The organism is Mycobacterium sp. SMC-19, assembly GCF_045310815.1.
Classification (GTDB): domain Bacteria; phylum Actinomycetota; class Actinomycetes; order Mycobacteriales; family Mycobacteriaceae; genus Mycobacterium.
Genome location: NZ_JBJIAM010000015.1, coordinates 21,821 through 41,237 on the forward strand (window position 1 = coordinate 21,821; position 19,417 = coordinate 41,237).

A 19,417-nucleotide genomic window follows, 5' to 3' on the forward strand; every position below is an offset into this window, starting at 1 on the left:
AGATGGAAGAATGCTCGCAATGCGCATGTCGGCCAAGGCGGAGTACGCGGTGCGAGCGATGGTCCAACTGGCCACCGCCGAGCCCGGCGCCCTGGTCAAGACCGACGAAATAGCGTCCGCGCAGGGCATTCCGGCGCAGTTCCTCGTCGACATCTTGTCCGATCTGCGGACCGACCGGCTGGTGCGCAGCCAGCGCGGCCGCGACGGCGGCTACGAGCTGGCCCGGGCGGCCACCGCGATCAGCGTCGCCGACGTGTTGCGCTGCATCGACGGCCCGCTGGCCAGTGTTCGTGACATCGGCATGGGCGATCTGCCGTATGCCGGCCCGACGGCCGCGTTGACCGATGTGTGGCGGGCCTTGCGGGCCAGCATGCGTTCCGTGCTCGAGCAGACCAGCCTGGCCGACGTGGCGTCGGGCGATCTGCCCGCGCATGTCGCCGAACTCGCCACCGACTACCGCACCCAGGAGCGCCAGCGCGGCCACTCGCCGGGCTAGGCGCCGGGGTTGATGCGGCGGTCCAGCTTCGCCTCTCCTGCGTCGAGCCTCGCTAACCGCCGGCGCCGTACGGCCGGGTGAGGATCTCCATGTAGTGACCGCCGGGATCGCGGAAGTACACGCCGCGCCCGCCGTCGTTGTGGTTGATTTCGCCCGGGTGTTCACCTCGCGGATCTGCCCAGTGCTCCAGGCCACGCCCGGAGATCTTGGCGTAGATCGCGTCGAAGTCGGATTCAGAGACCAGAAACGCGTAGTGCTGCGGCCGGATCGGCTCGTCCGTGGGCACGTCGGCGTAGTCAAGGCTGGCTTGGTGATCGAGTGCGACGACCTGGAAGTGCCCGAACGGCTGCGGCGCCGGCAGTCCGAACAGCTCGGCCAGAAACGCTGCCGACGCCTGCTTGTCGTGTGCGGCCACGATCGTGTGGTTGAACGAAATGCCCATTCCTCAAGTGTCGGCCGCGAACGCCGCCCGTGCCACAATCGCGGTCATGCAGGTGGGAATGACCATGCCGGTGATGGAACTGAACCTGGACGCAACGCTGCTGCGGGACTGGGCGCGCACCATTGACGACGGGCCGTTCTCGTCGCTGGCCTGGGGCGAGCGGATCGCGTTCACCAACCCCGACAGCCTGACCCTGCTGGGGGCGCTGGCGGCGTGGACCGAGCGGGTGCGCCTGGTGACCACGGTGATCGTCCCGCAACTGCACGACCCCGTCATGCTCGCCAAAGCGCTGGCCACCGCCGACCTGCTCAGCCAGGGCCGGCTCACCGTCGGGCTCGGCGTGGGTGGCCGCGAGGAGGACTACCGCGCGGTCGGTGCCGATCCGGCGACGCAGACCATGGGGGAGATGGCCGAGGCTGTCGCGATCATGCGACGCGTCTGGGCGGGGGAGAAGATCACCGAGTCGGTGCTGCCGGTCGGCCCGGCGCCGACCCAGCCCGGCGGGCCGCCGCTGGTGGTCGGCACGACCGGCCCCAAGACCTTGCGCAGTGCGGCCACTTGGGCCGAAGGCCTGGCCGGCATCACCTTGGATCTTGACGTCGCCAAACAGAACGAGCTGTTCGACGTCGCGCGTGACGCCTGGCAGCAGGCGGGCCGGGCCAAGCCGTATCTGGCGACGTCGTTCTGGTTCGCCCTGGGGAATCGTGACGAAGCCCGCGATCAGGTGCGCCGGCACCTGCTGCGCTACATGAACTGGATTCCGGCCGAGTATGTCGAGGCGATGGCGCCGACCACCGGCTGGGCCGGCAGCGAGGACGAGCTGGCCGAGGTGCTGCGCCGGTTCGCGGCGGTGGGCACCGACGAGGTTCATCTGATCCCGACCAGCTCTGACCTGGGCCAACTGCGGAGCGTGGCCGACGTGATTGCCGAGGTCAGCCGGGCCGGCTGAGCGGGTAATCCGCTGGTTGCGACACCGTCACGGATGCGTCTCTATCGTCCTCTGGCAGCCACAGAAGTCCCAGAAATCACTATCGTCACAGTGGTGCGAGGCCCGGGACCGGGTCCTGGGAAAGGTGTGACATGTCGGCGACGCGTCGGATCGTCTCGGCGGCGATGGTGCCGGTGGTCGTCCTGGGGATGGTTGCCGCCACCGAGTTCGCGCCGCCGGCGAACGCGGCCACCTGCAATGCCCCCGAAGCCAACATCGACCCGCCGCCGGGCTCACCGACCACCGGGGCCGGCCAGCTGCCGACCGGGCGGCGGCCCCGCGGCACCAACGACTCTGCGCCACTGCCCAAACTGGGCCCGCTGATCGCCGCACTGATCAACCCGAACGGCACGATTCGGCAACAGGCCGCGGTGGTACCGCCGGCCCCAGTTCCCGGCGGTGAAGCCGTGCCGAACGTCGCCCAACCAGTCCAGCCCGCCCAGCCCGTGCCGAACGCCGGCGCAGATCCGGGTCTGTCGACCGCCGACGCAGCCGGCGCCATCGCCGGTGCCCAGACGTCGCTGGTGGAGTGGATGACCGGGCCCAACAGTCCCAACCAAACCCTGCAACGCTTCGGCATCTCCGGTACCGACCTCGGCATCCCCTGGGACAACGGCGATCCCGGAAACCGTCAGATCCTCTACGCGTTCGGCGACACCTTCGGCTACTGCCGCATCCAGGGCAAGCAGTGGCGGCAGAACGTGCTGTTCCGCAGCAATGACAACAACCTCGCCGACGGGATCACCGTTGGCCCCGGAGCAGTGGGCAACAAGTACTCGGGATCGCCACTGCGGCAAGCGAACTTCTCCAAGCAGATCCTGCCCGCGGTGCAGCTGGCCCCGCAGCAGGAAGGCATGATCCCCACCGCCGCCATCGGGATCGCCGGCAACCAGTACATGAATTTCATGTCCATCAAGCAATGGGGGCGCGACGGGGAGTGGTCCACCAACTACTCCGCGATCGCGGTCTCCAACGACAACGGCGAAACCTGGGGCGTCTATCCGGGGACGGTGCGTTCGACGTCGCCGGAGAACGTCCCGCGGGCGCACTTCGTCCCCGGCAACGAGAAATTCCAGATGGGCGCCTACCTGCGCGGCAATGACGGCTACCTGTACTCCTACGGAACCCCGTCCGGCCGCGGCGGCGCGGCGTACCTGTCGCGGGTGCCCGAGCGCGCCATTCCCGACCTCACCAAGTACCAGTACTGGAACGGCGACAGCGGATCCTGGGTGCCCGCCAACCCGGCCGCGGCCACCCCGGTGATCCCCGGCCCGGTGGGCGAAATGTCGGTGCAGTACAACACCCACCTGCGGCAGTACCTGGCGCTGTACGGCAACGGCGGCAATGACGTCGTGGCCCGCACCGCGCCCACGCCGCAGGGGCCGTGGAGCGCCGAGCAGACGCTGATCCCCACCGGCCAGATTCCCGGCGGCATCTACGCGCCGTATGTGCACCCGTGGTCGACGGGCAAGGACGTGTACTTCACGCTGTCGCTGTGGAACGCCTACGACGTGATGCTGATGCACACGGTGTTGGGGTAAGGCTGCGGGTCAGTCGTCGAGCACCGCGCGCAACGCCGCACCCACCTCGGTGATCACGCCGGGGGTGTAGCCGGGGATATTCATGGTCACCCCGCCGACGCCGGCATCGAGCACCTTGGTCTTGATCTGCTCGGCGATCGCTTCGGGGCTGCCGGTCACCGTCCGCTGCTTGATCGCATCGGGGAGCTGATCAGCGGGGAAGTCGCCAGGCAGCACGGTGATCAACTGGGTGGTTTCCAGGGTGGCCGGGTCGCGGCCCACGTCCTCGCAGCTGCGCCGAACCACGTCCATCTTCGCCTTCGCCTCGTCGAATCCGATGATCAGGTTGAGATGATCGAAGTGGCGCGCCGCCAGCGGGATCGTCTTCTTCTCGCCGCTGCCGCCGATCAGCAGCGGAATGTGGTCGCGGAAGCGGGGTTCGGCCATCGCCTCGCTGGCCCGGTACCACTTGCCCTCGAAGGTCGGCCGCTCACCTTTGAGCATCGGCAAGATGATCTCCAGCGCCTCATCGAGCCGGTTGAACCGGTCGGTGAAAGTGCCGAACTCGAAACCCAACTGGTCGTGTTCGAGCTCGAACCATCCGGTGCCGATGCCCAGGATCGCTCGCCCGGCGCTGATCACATCCAGGGTGGTGATGATCTTGGCCAGCAGGGTCGGGTTGCGGTAGCTGTTGCCGGTGACCAGCGTGCCCAACTGGACGTTTTCAGTCGCCTGTGCCAGCGCGCCGAGGGTGGTGTACGCCTCGAGCATGGGCTGGTCGGGGGAGCCCAGCATCGGTAGTTGGTAGAAGTGGTCCATCACGAACACCGCGTCGAACCCAGCCGCCTCGGCCTCGCGGGCCCGTGCGATGACGGTGGGGAACAAGGTCGAAACGTCGGTGCCGTAGGAGAAGTCGGGGATCTGGAAGCCAAGGCGAATCGTCACGTGGCTGAGCTTAGGGGTGCTAACGGAATATTGCGGCGGTTTGTGCTCTCCGCGAAAGCAGTTCAGGTGATGAACTTTCTGCGGCGCTCACTCGTCGGGTCGGCGGTGGCCAGAGTCGCCTACCGCCCGGTGACGTGAAAAAGGTCTTCTGGATCGCTGCATTCGTTCGATAAGTCGTCTGCGATATCGTCGAGGTAGATTCCATGCCGGAATGAACGCATTAGGTGCGGGAAAAGGAAACGCGGCACACGAAGTGACCACCGATGATCCTGCCGAAGCCGCCCTAACCGTCGGCAACGAGGTCATCGCCGAAGCCTGGTCTGAGGATGAACCGGGCGACGAACTGATCGAAACAACGCAGGCGCCTCCGCGGCTGCGCTACCTGCCGATTGCTGCCCTCCTGTCGTCCATCGTCGCGGTAACCGCCGTCACGATGATCTGGTTCAACATGAGGCCGTCGGGACTCGTTTTCGCACCCTCCCGCCCGGCAACCACGACGGTTGCGGCGTCCCCGCCGACCACTATCGGTGCGGCCCCGCCGGCCACGGTGACGGTCGTGCAGCCGCCGCCGGTGACTGTGACCGTCACGCAGCCGCCCCCGATCACCGTTATGCATCCCCCGCCAGTCACCGTCCAGCAACAGCCCTCGGCTGTGGTTGCCGCACCGCCAGCGGCCCAACCGCCCTCCTCGAGATACCCAGGCATCACCGATCCGGCCGATGTGGCCTACCTGGACCGAATGGCGGGCCTCGGCTACACGGTGAGCAATCCTCCCGGCCTGGTAAGCCAGGGCCGCGAAACCTGCTGGCGTTTGACGCAATTGGGGTGGACTCCCGACCAGGTCGTGGACAACATCGCGCAGAGCAATGGCGGAAGGTCAACCCCGTCAGTCAAGCGGGCAGAAGCTGTAAAGGTCGCCCGAGCGGCAATCGAGTCCTACTGCCCGGGCGCCGGGCGCTGAGTTGATGATTAGGGCGAAGCTGCCCGCGGAGATGACCGAGGCGACGGCGAACGGTACGAACTGGCCCCGCGCTACCGGGTAGCGCCAACTGGCGTCGCCGTATGCGGTGACAACAGATAGGGGAACAAGGTCGAAACGTCGGTGCCGTAAGCGAAGTCGGGAATCTGGAAGCCAAGGCGAATAGTCACTTGATCGGCCCTGGGGCTGAGATCCGCCGCCTGTGGTGAATTGCGCTCTGAGCGAAGGAGCGCGGCATCGCTTGCCAGCTGACGCCCAGGGAACCCACGTCCGCAGTCGGAAATTGCAAGGGTTTTCCCTGATGCGCAGGGCGCCAACGGACGCATAGCTTTTTATCAGAATCAGCGGTTTCGTCAAGGCGCCCGACGGTGGGGTTCCGTGATTGCGGGGAGGGCCGAGATGATCGGCAGAGACGGTGACAGAGCAAGCAGGCGTAGGGCTTCTCGACGGGCTGTGGGGGCGGCCTCGGCAGTCGGTGCAGCCATGGCGATGGGGTTCGCGCCGGCGTCGGCCCCGCCTGCGAGGGCAGATTTCGACGACCTGATCGCGCCGCTGCTCGACTTGTTCGGCGGCGTTGGTCCTGGCGATGCGGCGGCCGCGGACCCGTGGGGGTGGTGGGCCGCAGCCTTGCCGGAGAGTTCACCGGCGCTGGATACGTCGAATGATCCGCTGCTGGACTGGCTCAACGACGCCTCGGTGAATCTGTTCGGCCGGGTGATGATCGGCGACGGGGTGGACTTTTTCACCGGCACCAACGACTCGCTCTTCGGCTGGCTGCCGGGCATCGGCGACCTGGGCGACGGCGGATTCCTGTCCGGTGACGGCGGGATCGGTGCTGCCGGGACAGTTGATCATCTGGCCGGCTATGCCGGCGGGATGGCCGGGATGTGGGGCAACGGCGGGGCTGGCGGCGAGGGCTACGACGGCGGCGACGGCGGGTCGGGTGGTGCCGGCGGCTGGATGTTCGGCGACGGCGGTGACGGCGGCGCCGGTGGCCTGGGTGGTGCCGGCGGCGTTGGCGGCGCAGGCAACTGGCTGTGGGGATCCGGTGGTGACGGCGGCGATGGCGGTTCCGGGCTGGCCGGGACCAGCGGGGTCGACGGAGTCCTGGCCGGCAGCAGCGGAACCCTCGGCGGCAACGGCGGTATCGGTGGAACCGGTGGGGCCGGCGGCAGGGGCGGACTGCTGTCCGGCACGGGTGGCAGCGGCGGAAACGGCGGCGTCGGTGGAGTCGGGGGCGAAGGCGGTGACGGCGCGACCGGGGCCATCGGAGTCGCCGGTACGAGCGACGGCGCCGGAGGAAACGGCGGCAACGGCGGCGATGGCGGCACGGGTGGCACCGGTGGCGCGGGCGGTGCGGCCGGGCAGGGCGCGGTGGCCGGCGTGGTCGGTGCGACCGGCCAGGCAGGCGATGGTGGAGCTGCCGGCGCCGGCGGAGCAGGTGGTGGCGGGGCTGACGGTACGGCCGGTTCGATCCATGGCGGTGCCGGTGGCAACGGCGGGGATGCCGGCAATGCAGGCGCGGCAGGCGGCGGCGGAGGCGTGGCCGGTGCGGTCTCCCATGGTGGCAACGGCGGCCTCGGTGGTGACGGCTTCGACGGCGGCGGCAATGGCGGGGCCGGTGGCAATGGTGGTGCGGGCGGCGCAGGCACCGGAGGAAACGGCGGCAACGGGGGCGTCGGTGGTGTCGCCACGGACATCGACGGCGGTGTCGGCGGTGCGGGTGGCAATGGCGGGGCCGGCGCTGTTGGCGGCGGCACGGGTGGCACGGGCGGGCTCGGCGGAGACACCGAACTCAGTGGGATTGCGCTGCCCGTTGCGCCCTTCGCCGGTGCGGGTGGCCTGGGTGGCGCCGGCGGTGACAGTGCCGCGGGCAACGCCGGTGCCGGGGGTGCGGGCGGCGACGGCGGTCGCGGCATAGCGGCCGGTGCCGGCGGCGACGGCGGGGTCGGCGGCAACACCATCAGCGGTATCGGTGGTGCCGGCGGGCTGGGCGGCAACGGCGGCGACAGTCGGTATCTGGATGGCTTAGGCCTCTACGGCGGGGCCGGCGGTTCCGGCGGTGCGGGTGGCGCTAGCGAGAGCGGCACTGCCGGTAGTGGAGCCGATGGCGGCGGGGGCGGCGATGCCATCTACGCCGCAGGGGCCGGCGGCAATGGTGGTGCCGGCGGCGACAGCAGCGGCGCTGCCAACGGTGGCGCCGGCGGCAACGGCGGAGCCGGCGGCGAGGCCACCCAGAACAGTGGATTGGCGGGCGTCGGTGGCGATGGCGGCGCCGGAGGGGACAGCGTCAGCGGTAATGGCGGCGCCGGTGGCGCCGGCTCGGACGGAACGGTCGGCGTTGGTGCAGGCAGCGCAGGCGGTGCCGGCGGGGCTGGCGGAAACAGCGTCAGCGGCACCGGCGGTGCTGCGGGCAAAGCCGGCGATGGCGGCGATGGCGGCGACGTTGGCGGTAAGGGTGGCGCGGGCGGTGCTGGGGGGAGCAGCCAGACCGGGATCGCTGCCAAGGGGGCCGATGGCGGTCGCGGAGGTATCGGCAGCTCCTACGGCGGTGCGGGGGGCGCCGGCGGCGCCGGCGGAAACAGCGGCGGGGCCGCCAATGGTGGTGCCGGCGGGAATGGCGGGCAAGGACGCGCGGCTACCGACCTGGCCAACGGTCAAGGCGGTTCGGGCGGTGCCGGTGGTGCCGGCGGAAGCAGCGTCAGCGGCAGCGGCGGTGCCGGTGGTGCCGGCGCGCACGGTGCCGCGGGCGGTTCCGACGGGGGTGCTGGCGGCGACGGTGGTGCCGGTGGTGCCGGCGGCAACAGTGTCAGCGGCAACGGTGGCGCTGCGGGTGCGGCCGGCGACGGCGGCGACGGCGGCCTCATCAGTGGCTTCGGCGGGCACGGGGGTGCCGGGGGCGCCGGGGGGAGCAGCCAGAGCGGGAGCGCCGCCGCCGGTGCCGACGGCGGCGACGGCGGGATCGCAGGCTGGAGCGGGGGCTCGGGCGGCGAGGGTGGCGCCGGCGGGAACAGCGGCGGCACCGCCAACGGTGGCGCCGGGGGCAATGGCGGCGTGGGGCGCGCGGTTGACGCCTTTGGGGGCACCGGCGGGTCCGGTGGTGCCGGTGGTGCCGGAGGCAGCAGCGTCAGCGGCAACGGCGGGGCCGGCGGGACCGGCGCAGACGGCGCTGGCGGGGGTCCCGGCGGCGAAGGAGGGCACGGTGGTTCCGGCGGTTCGGGCGGCAACAGCATCAGCGGCAACGGCGGCGCCGCCGGGCTAGCCGGTAGCGGCGGCGATGGCGGCTATTACGGGGGCAACGGCGGGGCCGGTGGTGCCGGAGGTAGCAGCCAGAGCGGACACGTCGCCGCGGGCGCCGATGGCGGTCAGGGCGGGGGCGGCAGCCGTGCCGGCGGCAGTGGCGGAGCCGGCGGCGACGGCGGCGGCAGCGGTGGGGCCGCCAACGGTGGTGCCGGGGGTAACGGCGGTGCCGCCGGCGCTGGCGGCAGCGACCCCAGCGACGGCCACGGCTACGGCAACGGTGGTGCCGGCGGTTCAGGGGGCGACAGTGTCAGCGGAAACGGTGGTGCCGGCGGCGCGGGCGCTGACGGTAGCAGCGGTACCACCGACGGCGGCTCCGGCGGCAAGGGTGGTGCGGGTGGCAACAGTGTCAGCGGCAACGGAGGCGCCGCCGGCGCGGCCGGTGATGGTGCCGACGGCATGTTCCTCGGGGGAGCTGGTGGTGCCGGCGGCGCCGGGGGCGGTAGCCAGAGCGGGATCGCCGCCAACGGTGCGGATGGTGGCCATGGCGGCACGGGCCACAGCTTCGGGGGCGGCGGCGATGGTGGCGCCGGCGGCGCAGGGGGCATCAGTACCGGCACGGCCGACGGCGGGGACGGGGGCCGTGGCGGCAACGGCGGCAATGCGACTCAGGGAGGCGAAACTGGTGGACTCGGCGGAATCGGTGGCGCCGGAGGCGACAGTGCCAGCGGCTCGGGTGGTGACGGCGGTGTCGGCGGCAACGGCGGCAACGGCAACCCCGGTGGCCATGGTGGTGCTTCCGGTGCCGGCGGCGATTCGCTAGGGGCCGGGCACCCGGGCGGTGCCGGCACTCCGGGTGGCGCTCCGTCGGGAAACACTGGTGGCGTCGGCGGCAGTCCGGGCGGTGCCGGCGGCACTCCCTAGAGCCTTGGCGGCGGTGCGGGACCCGGCCGGAAGTGGCTGCCCGCACCGTCAATCGCCGTTAGCGTCTGGGGCATGGCACTTCCTCGGTACGTGAGTGCGATCGTCTTCGACTGCGACGGGCTGCTGCTCGATACCGAGAGTTGTTGGTCGCGGGCCGAGGAGGCCTTGTTCGCCGATTACGGGTTCGGATTTGGTCCCGCCGAGAAGGACATCTTGATCGGCCGGACTCTTGAGTCGGCGTGCGCCAATATGGCCGTACATTTCGGGATTCCTGGGGCGGGTCCTCGGCTGCAGGCCGATCTCATGCCACGTGTCGAAGCGGAGCTATCGGCAGGGGTTGCGCCCATGCCGGGTGCCAGGCAGCTCCTTGAGAATCTCCAAGACAGGGTGCCGATCGCCGTTGCGACCAACAGCCCGCGAGCCATGCTCACCGCTGCCCTGAAATCCTCTGCGTTAGGAGATTTCTTTGCGATATCTGTCGCAGCCGACGAGGTCGCGCGTGCCAAACCCCATCCCGAGCTGTACTTGACGGCATTCGAACGTCTCGGTGCCTCGCCCCACACGGGTGTCGCTTTCGAGGACTCATCGACTGGGGTTACCGCCGCCCGCGCCGCGAGCGCATTCGTAGTGACCGTCCCATCCCAATTGGGGAAGTCGCTCGACGGTGACTACATCACCGGCACCCTCGACGACGTCGCGCTTATCGAGTGGGCGAAAACCGTTCAAAAGATGTAGCGGTTTAGACCACAACGACGGGGTAGCGGATGGTCCATTCGTCGCGAGCTGGCGGAGATGTACGGGCCCCGAATCTGTGGGAAGCGATGACGGCGAAGTGAAATACCGAAACAGCGAAGGCAGCGGCTAGAGGTTGTGCCCGCTCAGTGTGAAAAGTACGTTGATGACTTCTGTGCCCCCTGGATGAACACCCGCCTGGCGGTACAGGGTTCCGACCGTCGTTCCTGGTGTGGTCCATTCATCGCTGTACATCTCCCACTGTTCTACGGCTGCGCAGCGCGCGAAGAAGCCGGAATCAGACCACATCTCAGTTGATGGCGGCGGTGGTTCTCGTACCAGAGTCTGTCCGCTCCCCGGCGCGGGACAGTCGTTCGCGGGACGAACCAGTGTGTAGTCCTTGCGCGCGTGCATGGCAGTCAGGTAGCTGTCGACGTCGGCTAGCGGAGCCTTGAAAGCCAATGTGATGCTGGTGTCCGTCTCCATCGGCGCGTTGGTCTGATGTGCGGTGGCTTCCAGCGGGATGAGGGATTGCGGAAGGTGTGCCCATTTGGCGGCGCTGTTGATCTTCCCTACCGCGTCGTCGATGGGAATTTCTTGCGTGGACACCTTGGTGACATTTGCGAACCCGCAACCAGTCGCGACTTGGGCAAGGAGAAGCGCGACTGTGATGGTGATCAGCGGGATACGTGGCACTAGCGCACCGCGCCTTCAACCGTATGCACGCTGCTTGACCCCGTTATGAGGAAGTCCTGCGCCAGTCCCGCCGCTTGCAGGTCATGTGCCCAGGAGGAAATCTGTTGTGTCGTGCTGCTGGCGTATGGATGTGTTGCAAAGTTGTACCAGTCGTAGACATCATTGCGATACCTCAGCGCATACGTGCCATCCGGGTTCATGGTTATGTTGTACGCGGTAGACAACGAGTAGTGCCCCAGCGTTCGCACATGGTCGCCATCGCTTCCCGCTACCGTCTGCCAGTCCGTGTTTCCACTCAGGGTCACAGCCATTCCGGTTCGTTGAGCCTGTTCGAGAGCTTGTTGGGTGATGTTGTTTACGTTGCCGGCAATCTGTTGTGGCGGGGACAGGAAGCGGTCACCGTAGCCGTTGTTGCCGTCCGATAGCCAGGAGTTGAGAACCTCCGGAGGCAGTTGCTTGGGAGTTCCAGTATTCCCCAGGTAGTGCTCCAGCATCCCTCTCGCTGTCGGCTGATGATTTCTGATCATCTCTTCCTCAGCGGCAGCGAGAACCGCTATCTCCTTGGGTCGAGCCGACGCTTGCGAAGACCACCGTTGATCGCCGCCATGCTTCCACGGATCGTCGTTTTGACCGGGAGGGCGCGGTGGTGGGAGTGCATCATATGGGGCGAGTGGGAAGCGGCCTTTGGCCAGTGCCGCGTTGCGTCCGCCCGCGCCACCGTCGGCGCCTTCTTCGCCGAAGCTGAACTCGCGTAGTCCGGCCGTCGCGGTGCTGAGTTGGCGGGCGATCTCCTGCTCATTGTTGACCAGGTTGACGGCACGGGACTTGATGAAACTGGCATGACCGTCTGCGGCCTGCTCGCGCTGAGCTTGCTCCGCAGCGGAGCTGTAGTAGGTCCAGGTGTCGGTGACGGAGTAGTCATCACCGACTCGGAAGTCTTGGCGCTCAGCGGTATTAACGGCAGACAGCACCAGTGACTTGTTGCCCTGTTGCGCTTGCGCGCCGCGGGTGGCGATCCCGGCGGCGTTGCGCAGCATGTCGGCGGGGCCGTGGACTTTCACCACGTCGGCGGCGGCGCGGTATTGGAAGGCCTGGGCGCCGGTGCCGGTCCACGGGATGCCGCCGGGACTCGGAGAGGCGTCGCGGATTTCGGTGAACGCGGCTTCCCAGGTATTAGCGAGATTCGTCCAGGCGGTGGCGTTGGTGGTGAGGTAGTCCCAGTTCGCGTCTTCGATCTCGGTCAGCGTCGGGAAAGGCATCGCTCGTTACCTGGGCGTCCCGAGCCCGCCGGAGCCGCCGTCGACGCCGGAACGCGGGACCAGCGGGGGAAGGCCGCGGCTGTGCTGGGGGACTGCGGCTAGGGTGGCGGCGCCGGCTTGGTCCATTGCCTCGTAGTCGTGGGCCGCGGTGGTGAGCTTTCCCGAGCTGGCCGTCATCCGTCCGCGCATCGCGGTCGCGGCGGTGCTGGCGCCGGTATTGACGGTGCTGGCTGCTGTGCCGGTGGCCTGCCATGCGGGAGCGGCTGCCGCCGGCAGTGCTGGTGCAACCTGATCCGACAGCGACGTGCACCGCTCTGCCAGCTCCCGCAGGCTGGCCGGAGTGACGCGCAGGGCGGGGGAGGTCATGGGAGAACTGTATTAGTGAACGACGGTTTGTGAAATTCACCGGCGAATGACTCAAGCCCTCGATGGGCATTTTGACCTGGGTGCCCCCGGCAGGATTCGAACCTGCGGCCTTCTGCTCCGGAGGCAGACGCTCTATCCCCTGAGCTACGGGGGCGCTCGCGTGATGCGGCGCCATGTGGGCTTTGACAGACTAGCGCATCAAAGCCCGGACCCGAGAACCGGACGGATTCGGGGCCTGACCACGTAAGACCATAGGATGGGGCCTCGTGACCCCCGCCGATCTGGCCGAATTGCTCAAGAACACCGCCGCCGCGGTGCTGGCCGAACACGACCTGGACACCGCCGCGCTGCCCGCGACGGTGACGGTCGAGCGGCCGCGCAACCCCGAACACGGTGATTACGCCACCAACCTGGCCCTGCAGCTGGGCAAGAAGGTGGGCGTCAACCCGCGCGAGCTGGCCGAGTGGCTGGCTGCGGCGCTGGCGCTGGCCGACGGGATCGCCGCCGCCGAGATCGCCGGGCCGGGCTTTGTGAACCTGCGCATCGAGGCCTCGGCGCAGGGTGCCGTGGTCGCCAACGTGATCGCCGCCGCAGAGAACTACGGGCACTCCCGCGAGTTCGACGGCCTCAACGTCAACCTGGAGTTCGTCTCGGCCAACCCGACCGGCCCCATCCACATCGGTGGCACCCGCTGGGCCGCGGTCGGCGACGCGCTGGGCCGGCTGCTGAGCACCCAGGGTGCCGCAGTCACCCGCGAGTACTACTTCAACGACCACGGCGCCCAGATCGACCGGTTCGCCAACTCGCTGATCGCCGCCGCCAAGGGCGAGCCCGCCCCCGAGGACGGCTACGCAGGCGCCTACATCACCGATATCGCCGCGCAGATCCAGGCCAAGGCCCCCGACGCGCTGAACAGCCCGGATGCCCAGGAGACGTTCCGCGAGATCGGCGTCGACCTGATGTTCACCCACATCAAGAAATCGCTGCACGAGTTCGGCACCGACTTCGACGTCTTCACCCACGAAGACTCGATGCACACCTCCGGCCGCGTCGAGCAGGCCATCGAGCGGCTGCGGGCCAACGACAACATCTACGAAAAAGACGGCGCGACCTGGCTGCGCGCCAGCGCCTACGGCGACGACAAGGACCGCGTCGTCATCAAGAGCGACGGCAAGCCCGCCTACATCGCCGGCGACTTGGCCTACTACCTGGACAAGCGTGAGCGCGGCTTCAACCTGTGCATCTACATGCTCGGCGCCGACCACCACGGCTACATCGCCCGGCTCAAGGCCGCCGCGGCCGCCTTCGGTGACGACCCTGCCACTGTCGAGGTGCTGATCGGCCAGATGGTCAACCTGGTACGCGACGGCCAGCCGGTCAAGATGAGCAAGCGTGCCGGCACCGTCATCACCCTCGATGACCTGGTCGAGGCCATTGGCGTGGACGCCGCCCGGTACAGCCTGACCCGCTCCTCGGTGGACACCCCGATCGACATCGACCTGGCGCTGTGGTCCTCGGCGAGCAACGAAAACCCGGTCTACTACGTGCAATACGCGCACGCCCGGCTCTCCGCGCTGGCCCGCAACGCCGCCGAACTGGGTCTGGCCGCCGACACCGCCAACCTCGGGCTGCTGAGCCACGAAAAGGAAGGCGCGCTGATCCGCAACCTCGGCGAGTTTCCCCGGGTGCTGGAAACCGCTGCCGCACTGCGGGAACCGCACCGGGTCTGCCGCTACCTGGAAGACCTTGCCGGGGACTACCACCGGTTCTACGACAGCTGCCGGGTGCTGCCCCAGGGCGATGAGGAGCCTGGCGACCTGCACGCTGCGCGGCTGGCGCTGTGTCAGGCCACCCGCCAGGTGATCGCCAACGGGCTGGGCATCCTCGGCGTGAGCGCACCGGAGCGGATGTGAACGTTCACCCCGCGGGCCCGCGCCACGCCGAAGAGATCCAGCACGACGGACTGCCGCCGCGGCCCCAGACCCCGCAGCAGCTGCTGCAGCTGGCGCCGAACGTCTGGCCGCGCAACACCGTTCGCGGTGACGACGGCGTGACCCAGATCGCCGGGGTGAAGGTCACCGACCTGGCCGCCGAATTCGGCACCCCGCTGTTCGTCATCGACGAGGACGACTTCCGCGGCCGCTGCCGCGAGATCGCCGAGGCGTTCGGTGGGGGCGACAACGTGCACTACGCCGCCAAGGCCTTCCTGTGCAGCGAGATCGCGCGCTGGATCGACCAAGAGGGCCTGTGTCTGGACGTCGCCACCGGGGGAGAGCTGGCCGTTGCGCTGCACGCCGGCTTCCCCGCACAGCGGATCACCTTGCACGGCAACAACAAATCGGTTGCCGAGCTGCAGACCGCAGTGAACGCCGGCGTCGGCCACATCGTGGTCGACTCGCTGATCGAGATCGACCGCCTCGAAGCGGTCGCCAAGGCTGCCGGGACCGTCCAGGATGTGCTGGTGCGCGTCACCGTGGGTGTGGAGGCCCACACCCACGAGTTCATCTCGACCGCCCACGAAGACCAGAAGTTCGGGCTGTCGCTAGCCAGCGGTGCGGCGATGGACGCCATCCGGCGGGTGTTCGCCGCCGAGCACCTGCGGCTGATCGGCCTGCACAGCCACATCGGCTCGCAGATCTTCGACGTCGCCGGCTTCGAGTTGGCCGCCCACCGCGTCATCGGGCTGCTGCGCGATGTGGTCGCCGAATTCGGCGTCGACAAGACCGCGCAGCTCTCGGTCATCGACCTGGGTGGGGGACTGGGCATCTCGTATCAGCCGCAGGACGACCCGCCGCCGATGGCCGAGCTGGCAGCCAAGCTCGCCGCGATCGTGGCGGAGCAGTCCGCGGCGGTGGGCCTGCCCACCCCGCAGCTGGTCGTCGAACCCGGGCGGGCCATCGCCGGGCCGGGCACCGTCACGCTCTATGAGGTCGGCACCGTCAAGGACGTCGCCGTCAGCGCCACCGGACATCGCCGCTACGTCAGCGTCGACGGCGGCATGAGCGACAACATCCGTCCGGCGCTCTACGACGCGCATTACGACGTGCGGCTGGTCTCGCGAGGTCTGCCGGGCCTCGGAGAAGCAGGGGCTCTGCCGGAGCTGGGGCGCATCGTCGGCAAGCACTGCGAGAGCGGCGACATCATCGTCCGCGACACCTGGGTGCCCGAAGGCATGGTTCCCGGCGACCTGATCGCCGTGGCCGCCACCGGCGCCTACTGTTACTCGATGTCGAGCCGGTACAACCTGCTCACCCGCCCGGCGGTGGTGGCGGTACGTGACGGGAAAGCCCGCCTTATGCTGCGCCGGGAGACCGTCGAAGACCTGATCAGCCTGGAGGTGGGGTAGAAAATGTCCGGTTCGCAGATGTCCGGGGCCCCGGTAGGGGTGGCAGTTCTCGGCTTGGGCAACGTCGGCAGCGAAGTCGTTCGCATCCTCGAGTCGAGCGCTGATGATCTGGCCGCCCGCATCGGTGCGCCACTGGTGCTGCGCGGGGTCGGGGTGCGCCGGGTGGCGGCCGACCGTGGCGTGCCCGAGGAGTTGCTCACCGACGACATCGACAGCCTGGTGTCGCGCAGCGACGTTGACATCGTCGTGGAACTGATGGGCCCGGTCGAGCCGGCCCGCAAGGCGATCCTGTCGGCGATCGCGCACGGCAAATCCGTCGTGACCGCCAACAAGGCCCTGCTGTCGAGGTCCACCGGCGAACTGGCCGAGGCCGCCGAGAACGCGCGTGTAGACCTATACTTCGAGGCTGCCGTCGCCGGCGCGATCCCGGTCATCCGGCCGTTGACCCAGTCGCTGGCCGGCGACACCGTGTTGCGGGTGGCGGGCATCGTTAACGGCACCACCAACTACATCCTGTCCGAAATGGACTCCACCGGCGCCGACTACACCGCCGCGCTGGCCGATGCCAGTGCGCTGGGCTACGCCGAGGCCGACCCGACCGCTGACGTGGAGGGGTACGACGCCGCCGCCAAGGCCGCGATCCTGGCATCGATCGCCTTTCACACCCGGGTGACGGCCGACGACGTCTACCGCGAGGGCATCACCAGCATCAGCCCGGCGGACTTCACCACGGCCCGGGCGTTGGGCTGCACCATCAAACTGCTGGCGATCTGCGAGCGCATCACCACCGGCGATGGGCAACAGCGGGTTTCGGCCCGGGTCTACCCGGCGCTGGTGCCGCTGACCCACCCGCTGGCCACCGTCAACGGAGCCTTCAACGCGGTGGTGGTCGAAGCCGAGGCGGCCGGCCGGCTGATGTTCTACGGCCAGGGCGCCGGTGGTGCGCCGACCGCATCGGCGGTCACCGGTGATCTGGTGATGGCCGCTCGCAACCGGGTGCAGGGCGGGCGCGGACCGCGCGAGTCCAAGTACGCCCAGCTGGCCATCGCCCCGATCGGGGACGTGCAGACCCGCTACTACGTGAGCATGGACGTCGCCGACAAGCCTGGTGTGCTGTCCACCGTGGCAGCCGAGTTCGCCGCCCACGGCGTCAGCATCGCCGAGGTGCGCCAGGAGGGCGTGGCCGACGACGACGGCCAACTGATCGGCGCGCGAATCGTGGTGGTCACCCACCGAGCTGCCGACGCAGCATTGTCGAAAACCGTTGCGGCGCTGGCTGACCTGGACGCAGTCCAGCGGATCGCCAGCGTGCTACGACTGGAAGGAACAGACCAGTGAGCTCCACCCGGACACCGATCCACCGCCCCTGGCCCGGCCTGATCGGCGCCTACCGCGATCGGCTTCCCATCGGCGACGACTGGACGGCCGTCACCCTGCACGAGGGCGGCACCCCGCTGATCCACGCCAAGCGGATCTCCGAGCAGGCCGGCTGCACGGTGCACCTGAAGGTCGAGGGGCTCAACCCGACCGGCTCGTTCAAGGACCGCGGGATGACGATGGCGGTCACCGACGCGGTCGCCCGCGGTCAAAAGGCGGTGCTGTGCGCCTCGACCGGCAACACCTCGGCATCGGCGGCCGCCTACGCCGCCCGGGCCGGTATCACCTGTGCGGTGCTGATCCCGCAGGGCAAGATTGCGATGGGCAAGCTCGCGCAGGCAGTCATGCACGGCGCCAAGATCATTCAGATCGACGGCAACTTCGACGACTGCCTGGAACTGGCCCGCAAGATGGCCACCGACTTCCCGACCATCTCGCTGGTGAACTCGGTGAACCCGGTGCGCATCGAAGGTCAGAAGACCGCGGCCTTCGAGATCGTCGACGCACTGGGCACCGCGCCCGACATCCACTCGCTGCCGGTCGGTAACGCCGGCAACATCACCGCGTACTGGAAGGGCTACCGCGAGTACTTCGCCGACGGCCTGACCGAAAAGCTGCCGAAGATGCTGGGCACCCAGGCCGCCGGTGCGGCGCCGCTGGTGCTGGGCGAGCCGGTCAAGAACCCGGAGACCATCGCCACCGCGATCCGCATCGGCTCGCCGGCCTCCTGGACTCAGGCCGTCGAAGCGCAGGTGGATTCGGGTGGCCGGTTCCTGGCCGCCACCGATGACGAGATCCTGGCCGCCTATCACCTGGTGGCGCAGACCGAGGGCGTGTTCGTCGAGCCGGCCTCGGCTGCCAGCATCGCCGGGCTGCTCAAGTCGGTGGAGGACGGCTGGGTTCCGCGCGGTTCGACCGTCGTGTGCACCGTGACCGGCAACGGGCTCAAAGATCCCGACACCGCGCTGAAGGACATGCCCGAGGTGACCGCGGTTCCCGTCGACGCGGCCACCGTTGTCGCCGCACTGGGGCTGGCCTAGTGGTTCAGTTGTTGCCGACCGGGTTGACCGCCAGCGTCGCGGTTGCGGCGTCGAGCGCCAACCTGGGCCCCGGCTTCGACAGCCTGGGCCTGGCGCTGGGCCTCTACGACGAGGTGATCGTCGAGACCGTCGAGTCCGGTCTGGTGGTGCAGGTCGAGGGGGAGGGCGCCGGTCAGGTTCCTCTCACCTCGGATCACCTTGTGGTGCAAGGCATCCTGCGCGGCATGCGCGAGGCTGGTGTCGAGGCTCCGGGCATGGTGGTGCGTTGCCGCAATGCGATTCCGCATCAGCGTGGCCTGGGCTCGTCGGCGGCCGCGGTGGTCGGCGGGCTGGCCGTGGTCAACGGCCTTGTTGCGCAAATCGATCGGCCCGGCCTGTCCGAATCCCAGCTGATCCAGCTGGCCTCGGAGTTCGAGGGCCACCCCGACAACGCCGCCGCCGCCGTACTGGGTGGCGCGGTGGTTTCATGGACTGCCAACGCCGCCGACGGCAACGTCGATTACGCGGCGGCGCCGCTGCGGCTGCACCCCGACATCCATCTGTTCCCGGCGATCCCGCAACTGCGCTCGTCGACTGCCGAGACGCGGGCTTTGCTGCCCGAGCAGGTCAGCCACCGCGATGCCCGGTTCAATGTCAGCCGAGCCGCGCTGCTGGTGGTGGCACTGACCGAGCGGCCCGATCTGCTGCTGGCGGCCACCGAGGACGTGCTGCACCAGCCGCAGCGTGGCGCCGCGCAGCCGGAGTCCGCGGCGTTCCTGCAGTTGCTGCGTCGCCACGGCATCGCGGCCGTGCTTTCTGGCGCCGGACCTGCGGTGATCGCGTTGACCACAGCGGCCCAACTGCCCGCTGCGGTGCTCGATTCCCCCGAGGCGCGGGTGTTCAACGTCACCGAGATGCCGGTCGGCGCCGCGGTCAAGTGGAACTCCGGGGTGGCGGTACCGGGTTGAGGCGCGCCGCGCAGTATCTGTTGCGTCCAGCACAGAAGCGGGCTATCCTCGGTCCCGTCCCGCATTCGCGGCATCAGCACCTGAATCAGACTGCGATGTCAACCGGGATGCCACCAAATT

Annotated in this window: 16 protein-coding genes and 1 tRNA gene; 11 read left to right on the forward strand and 6 right to left on the reverse strand. The window is 68.9% G+C overall.

From position 1 onward, the window contains the following. Positions 1-19 precede the first annotated feature (19 nt). Positions 20-496: an Rrf2 family transcriptional regulator gene (locus tag ACJH5R_RS21740; protein ID WP_406760004.1), complete on the forward strand. Its 477-nt coding sequence runs from the start codon at positions 20-22 to the stop codon at positions 494-496. Positions 497-548: 52 nt separating this feature from the next. Here ACJH5R_RS21740 and ACJH5R_RS21745 read toward each other — a convergent pair whose 3' ends face one another. Further along, positions 549-938: a VOC family protein gene (locus ACJH5R_RS21745; protein ID WP_406782893.1), complete on the reverse strand. Its 390-nt coding sequence runs from the start codon at positions 936-938 to the stop codon at positions 549-551. 58 nt (positions 939-996) lie between these two features. Between ACJH5R_RS21745 and ACJH5R_RS21750 the strand changes: the two genes are divergently transcribed. Both ACJH5R_RS21750 and ACJH5R_RS21755 read left to right on the forward strand, forming a co-directional pair. After that, the gene (locus ACJH5R_RS21750) at positions 997-1,887 is read left to right on the forward strand and encodes an LLM class flavin-dependent oxidoreductase (RefSeq protein WP_406782909.1); all 891 of its coding nucleotides are present in this window, start codon (positions 997-999) and stop codon (positions 1,885-1,887) included. A 131-nt stretch (positions 1,888-2,018) separates the two neighbouring features. Beyond that, complete coding sequence (locus tag ACJH5R_RS21755; RefSeq protein ID WP_406782894.1) at positions 2,019-3,467, forward strand: DUF4185 domain-containing protein; 1,449 nt, start codon at positions 2,019-2,021, stop codon at positions 3,465-3,467. A 9-nt stretch (positions 3,468-3,476) separates the two neighbouring features. Here ACJH5R_RS21755 and ACJH5R_RS21760 read toward each other — a convergent pair whose 3' ends face one another. After that, complete coding sequence (locus ACJH5R_RS21760; RefSeq protein ID WP_406782895.1) at positions 3,477-4,391, reverse strand: LLM class F420-dependent oxidoreductase; 915 nt, start codon at positions 4,389-4,391, stop codon at positions 3,477-3,479. A gap of 253 nt (positions 4,392-4,644) precedes the next feature. On the opposite strand from ACJH5R_RS21760, the gene ACJH5R_RS21765 reads away from it, so the two are divergent. From ACJH5R_RS21765 to ACJH5R_RS21775, 3 genes are all read left to right on the forward strand, one after another. Next, complete coding sequence (locus ACJH5R_RS21765) at positions 4,645-5,352, forward strand: DUF732 domain-containing protein (protein WP_406782896.1); 708 nt, start codon at positions 4,645-4,647, stop codon at positions 5,350-5,352. Positions 5,353-5,853: 501 nt separating this feature from the next. Next, entirely contained in the window at positions 5,854-9,534 is a 3,681-nt protein-coding gene (locus tag ACJH5R_RS21770; protein WP_406782897.1) for a PE family protein, read from the forward strand. Between the two features lie 72 nt (positions 9,535-9,606). Further along, complete coding sequence (locus tag ACJH5R_RS21775; protein WP_406782898.1) at positions 9,607-10,269, forward strand: HAD family hydrolase; 663 nt, start codon at positions 9,607-9,609, stop codon at positions 10,267-10,269. 126 nt (positions 10,270-10,395) lie between these two features. Here the strand turns inward: ACJH5R_RS21775 and ACJH5R_RS21780 are convergent, their stop codons facing one another. From ACJH5R_RS21780 to ACJH5R_RS21795, 4 genes are all read right to left on the reverse strand, one after another. Next, on the reverse strand, positions 10,396-10,962 hold the full coding sequence (locus ACJH5R_RS21780) for a hypothetical protein (RefSeq protein ID WP_406759985.1): 567 nt from the start codon (positions 10,960-10,962) through the stop codon (positions 10,396-10,398). Further along, positions 10,962-12,221, reverse strand: coding sequence for a hypothetical protein (locus ACJH5R_RS21785; protein ID WP_406759986.1), 1,260 nt, complete (start codon positions 12,219-12,221; stop codon positions 10,962-10,964). Before ACJH5R_RS21785 ends, ACJH5R_RS21780 begins: the two co-directional genes overlap by 1 nt. Positions 12,222-12,227: 6 nt before the next feature. Continuing rightward, positions 12,228-12,587, reverse strand: a complete 360-nt coding sequence (locus ACJH5R_RS21790) for a type VII secretion target (RefSeq protein ID WP_406759987.1) — start codon at positions 12,585-12,587, stop codon at positions 12,228-12,230. Positions 12,588-12,668: 81 nt separating this feature from the next. After that, positions 12,669-12,741 (reverse strand) — tRNA-Arg (locus ACJH5R_RS21795). A gap of 112 nt (positions 12,742-12,853) precedes the next feature. Here ACJH5R_RS21795 and argS point away from each other — a divergent pair. Genes argS through thrB form a run of 5 tightly spaced genes read left to right on the forward strand, consistent with a single transcriptional unit; the run spans position 12,854 to position 19,297 of the window. Next, positions 12,854-14,500 carry an arginine--tRNA ligase gene (argS, locus tag ACJH5R_RS21800; protein WP_406759988.1) on the forward strand — a complete coding sequence of 549 codons (1,647 nt, stop codon included), beginning with the start codon at positions 12,854-12,856 and terminating at the stop codon, positions 14,498-14,500. 50 nt (positions 14,501-14,550) lie between these two features. Continuing rightward, positions 14,551-15,933: a diaminopimelate decarboxylase gene (gene lysA, locus ACJH5R_RS21805; RefSeq protein WP_406760006.1), complete on the forward strand. Its 1,383-nt coding sequence runs from the start codon at positions 14,551-14,553 to the stop codon at positions 15,931-15,933. 18 nt (positions 15,934-15,951) lie between these two features. Further along, positions 15,952-17,271 (forward strand): homoserine dehydrogenase, encoded by a 1,320-nt coding sequence (locus ACJH5R_RS21810; RefSeq protein ID WP_406760007.1) that lies wholly within the window; start codon positions 15,952-15,954, stop codon positions 17,269-17,271. Next, the gene (gene thrC, locus ACJH5R_RS21815) at positions 17,268-18,350 is read left to right on the forward strand and encodes a threonine synthase (RefSeq protein WP_406759989.1); all 1,083 of its coding nucleotides are present in this window, start codon (positions 17,268-17,270) and stop codon (positions 18,348-18,350) included. Before ACJH5R_RS21810 ends, thrC begins: the two co-directional genes overlap by 4 nt. Further along, positions 18,350-19,297 carry a homoserine kinase gene (gene thrB / locus ACJH5R_RS21820; protein WP_406759990.1) on the forward strand — a complete coding sequence of 316 codons (948 nt, stop codon included), beginning with the start codon at positions 18,350-18,352 and terminating at the stop codon, positions 19,295-19,297. The genes thrC and thrB overlap by 1 nt, the downstream gene beginning before the upstream one ends. Positions 19,298-19,417 lie beyond the last annotated feature (120 nt).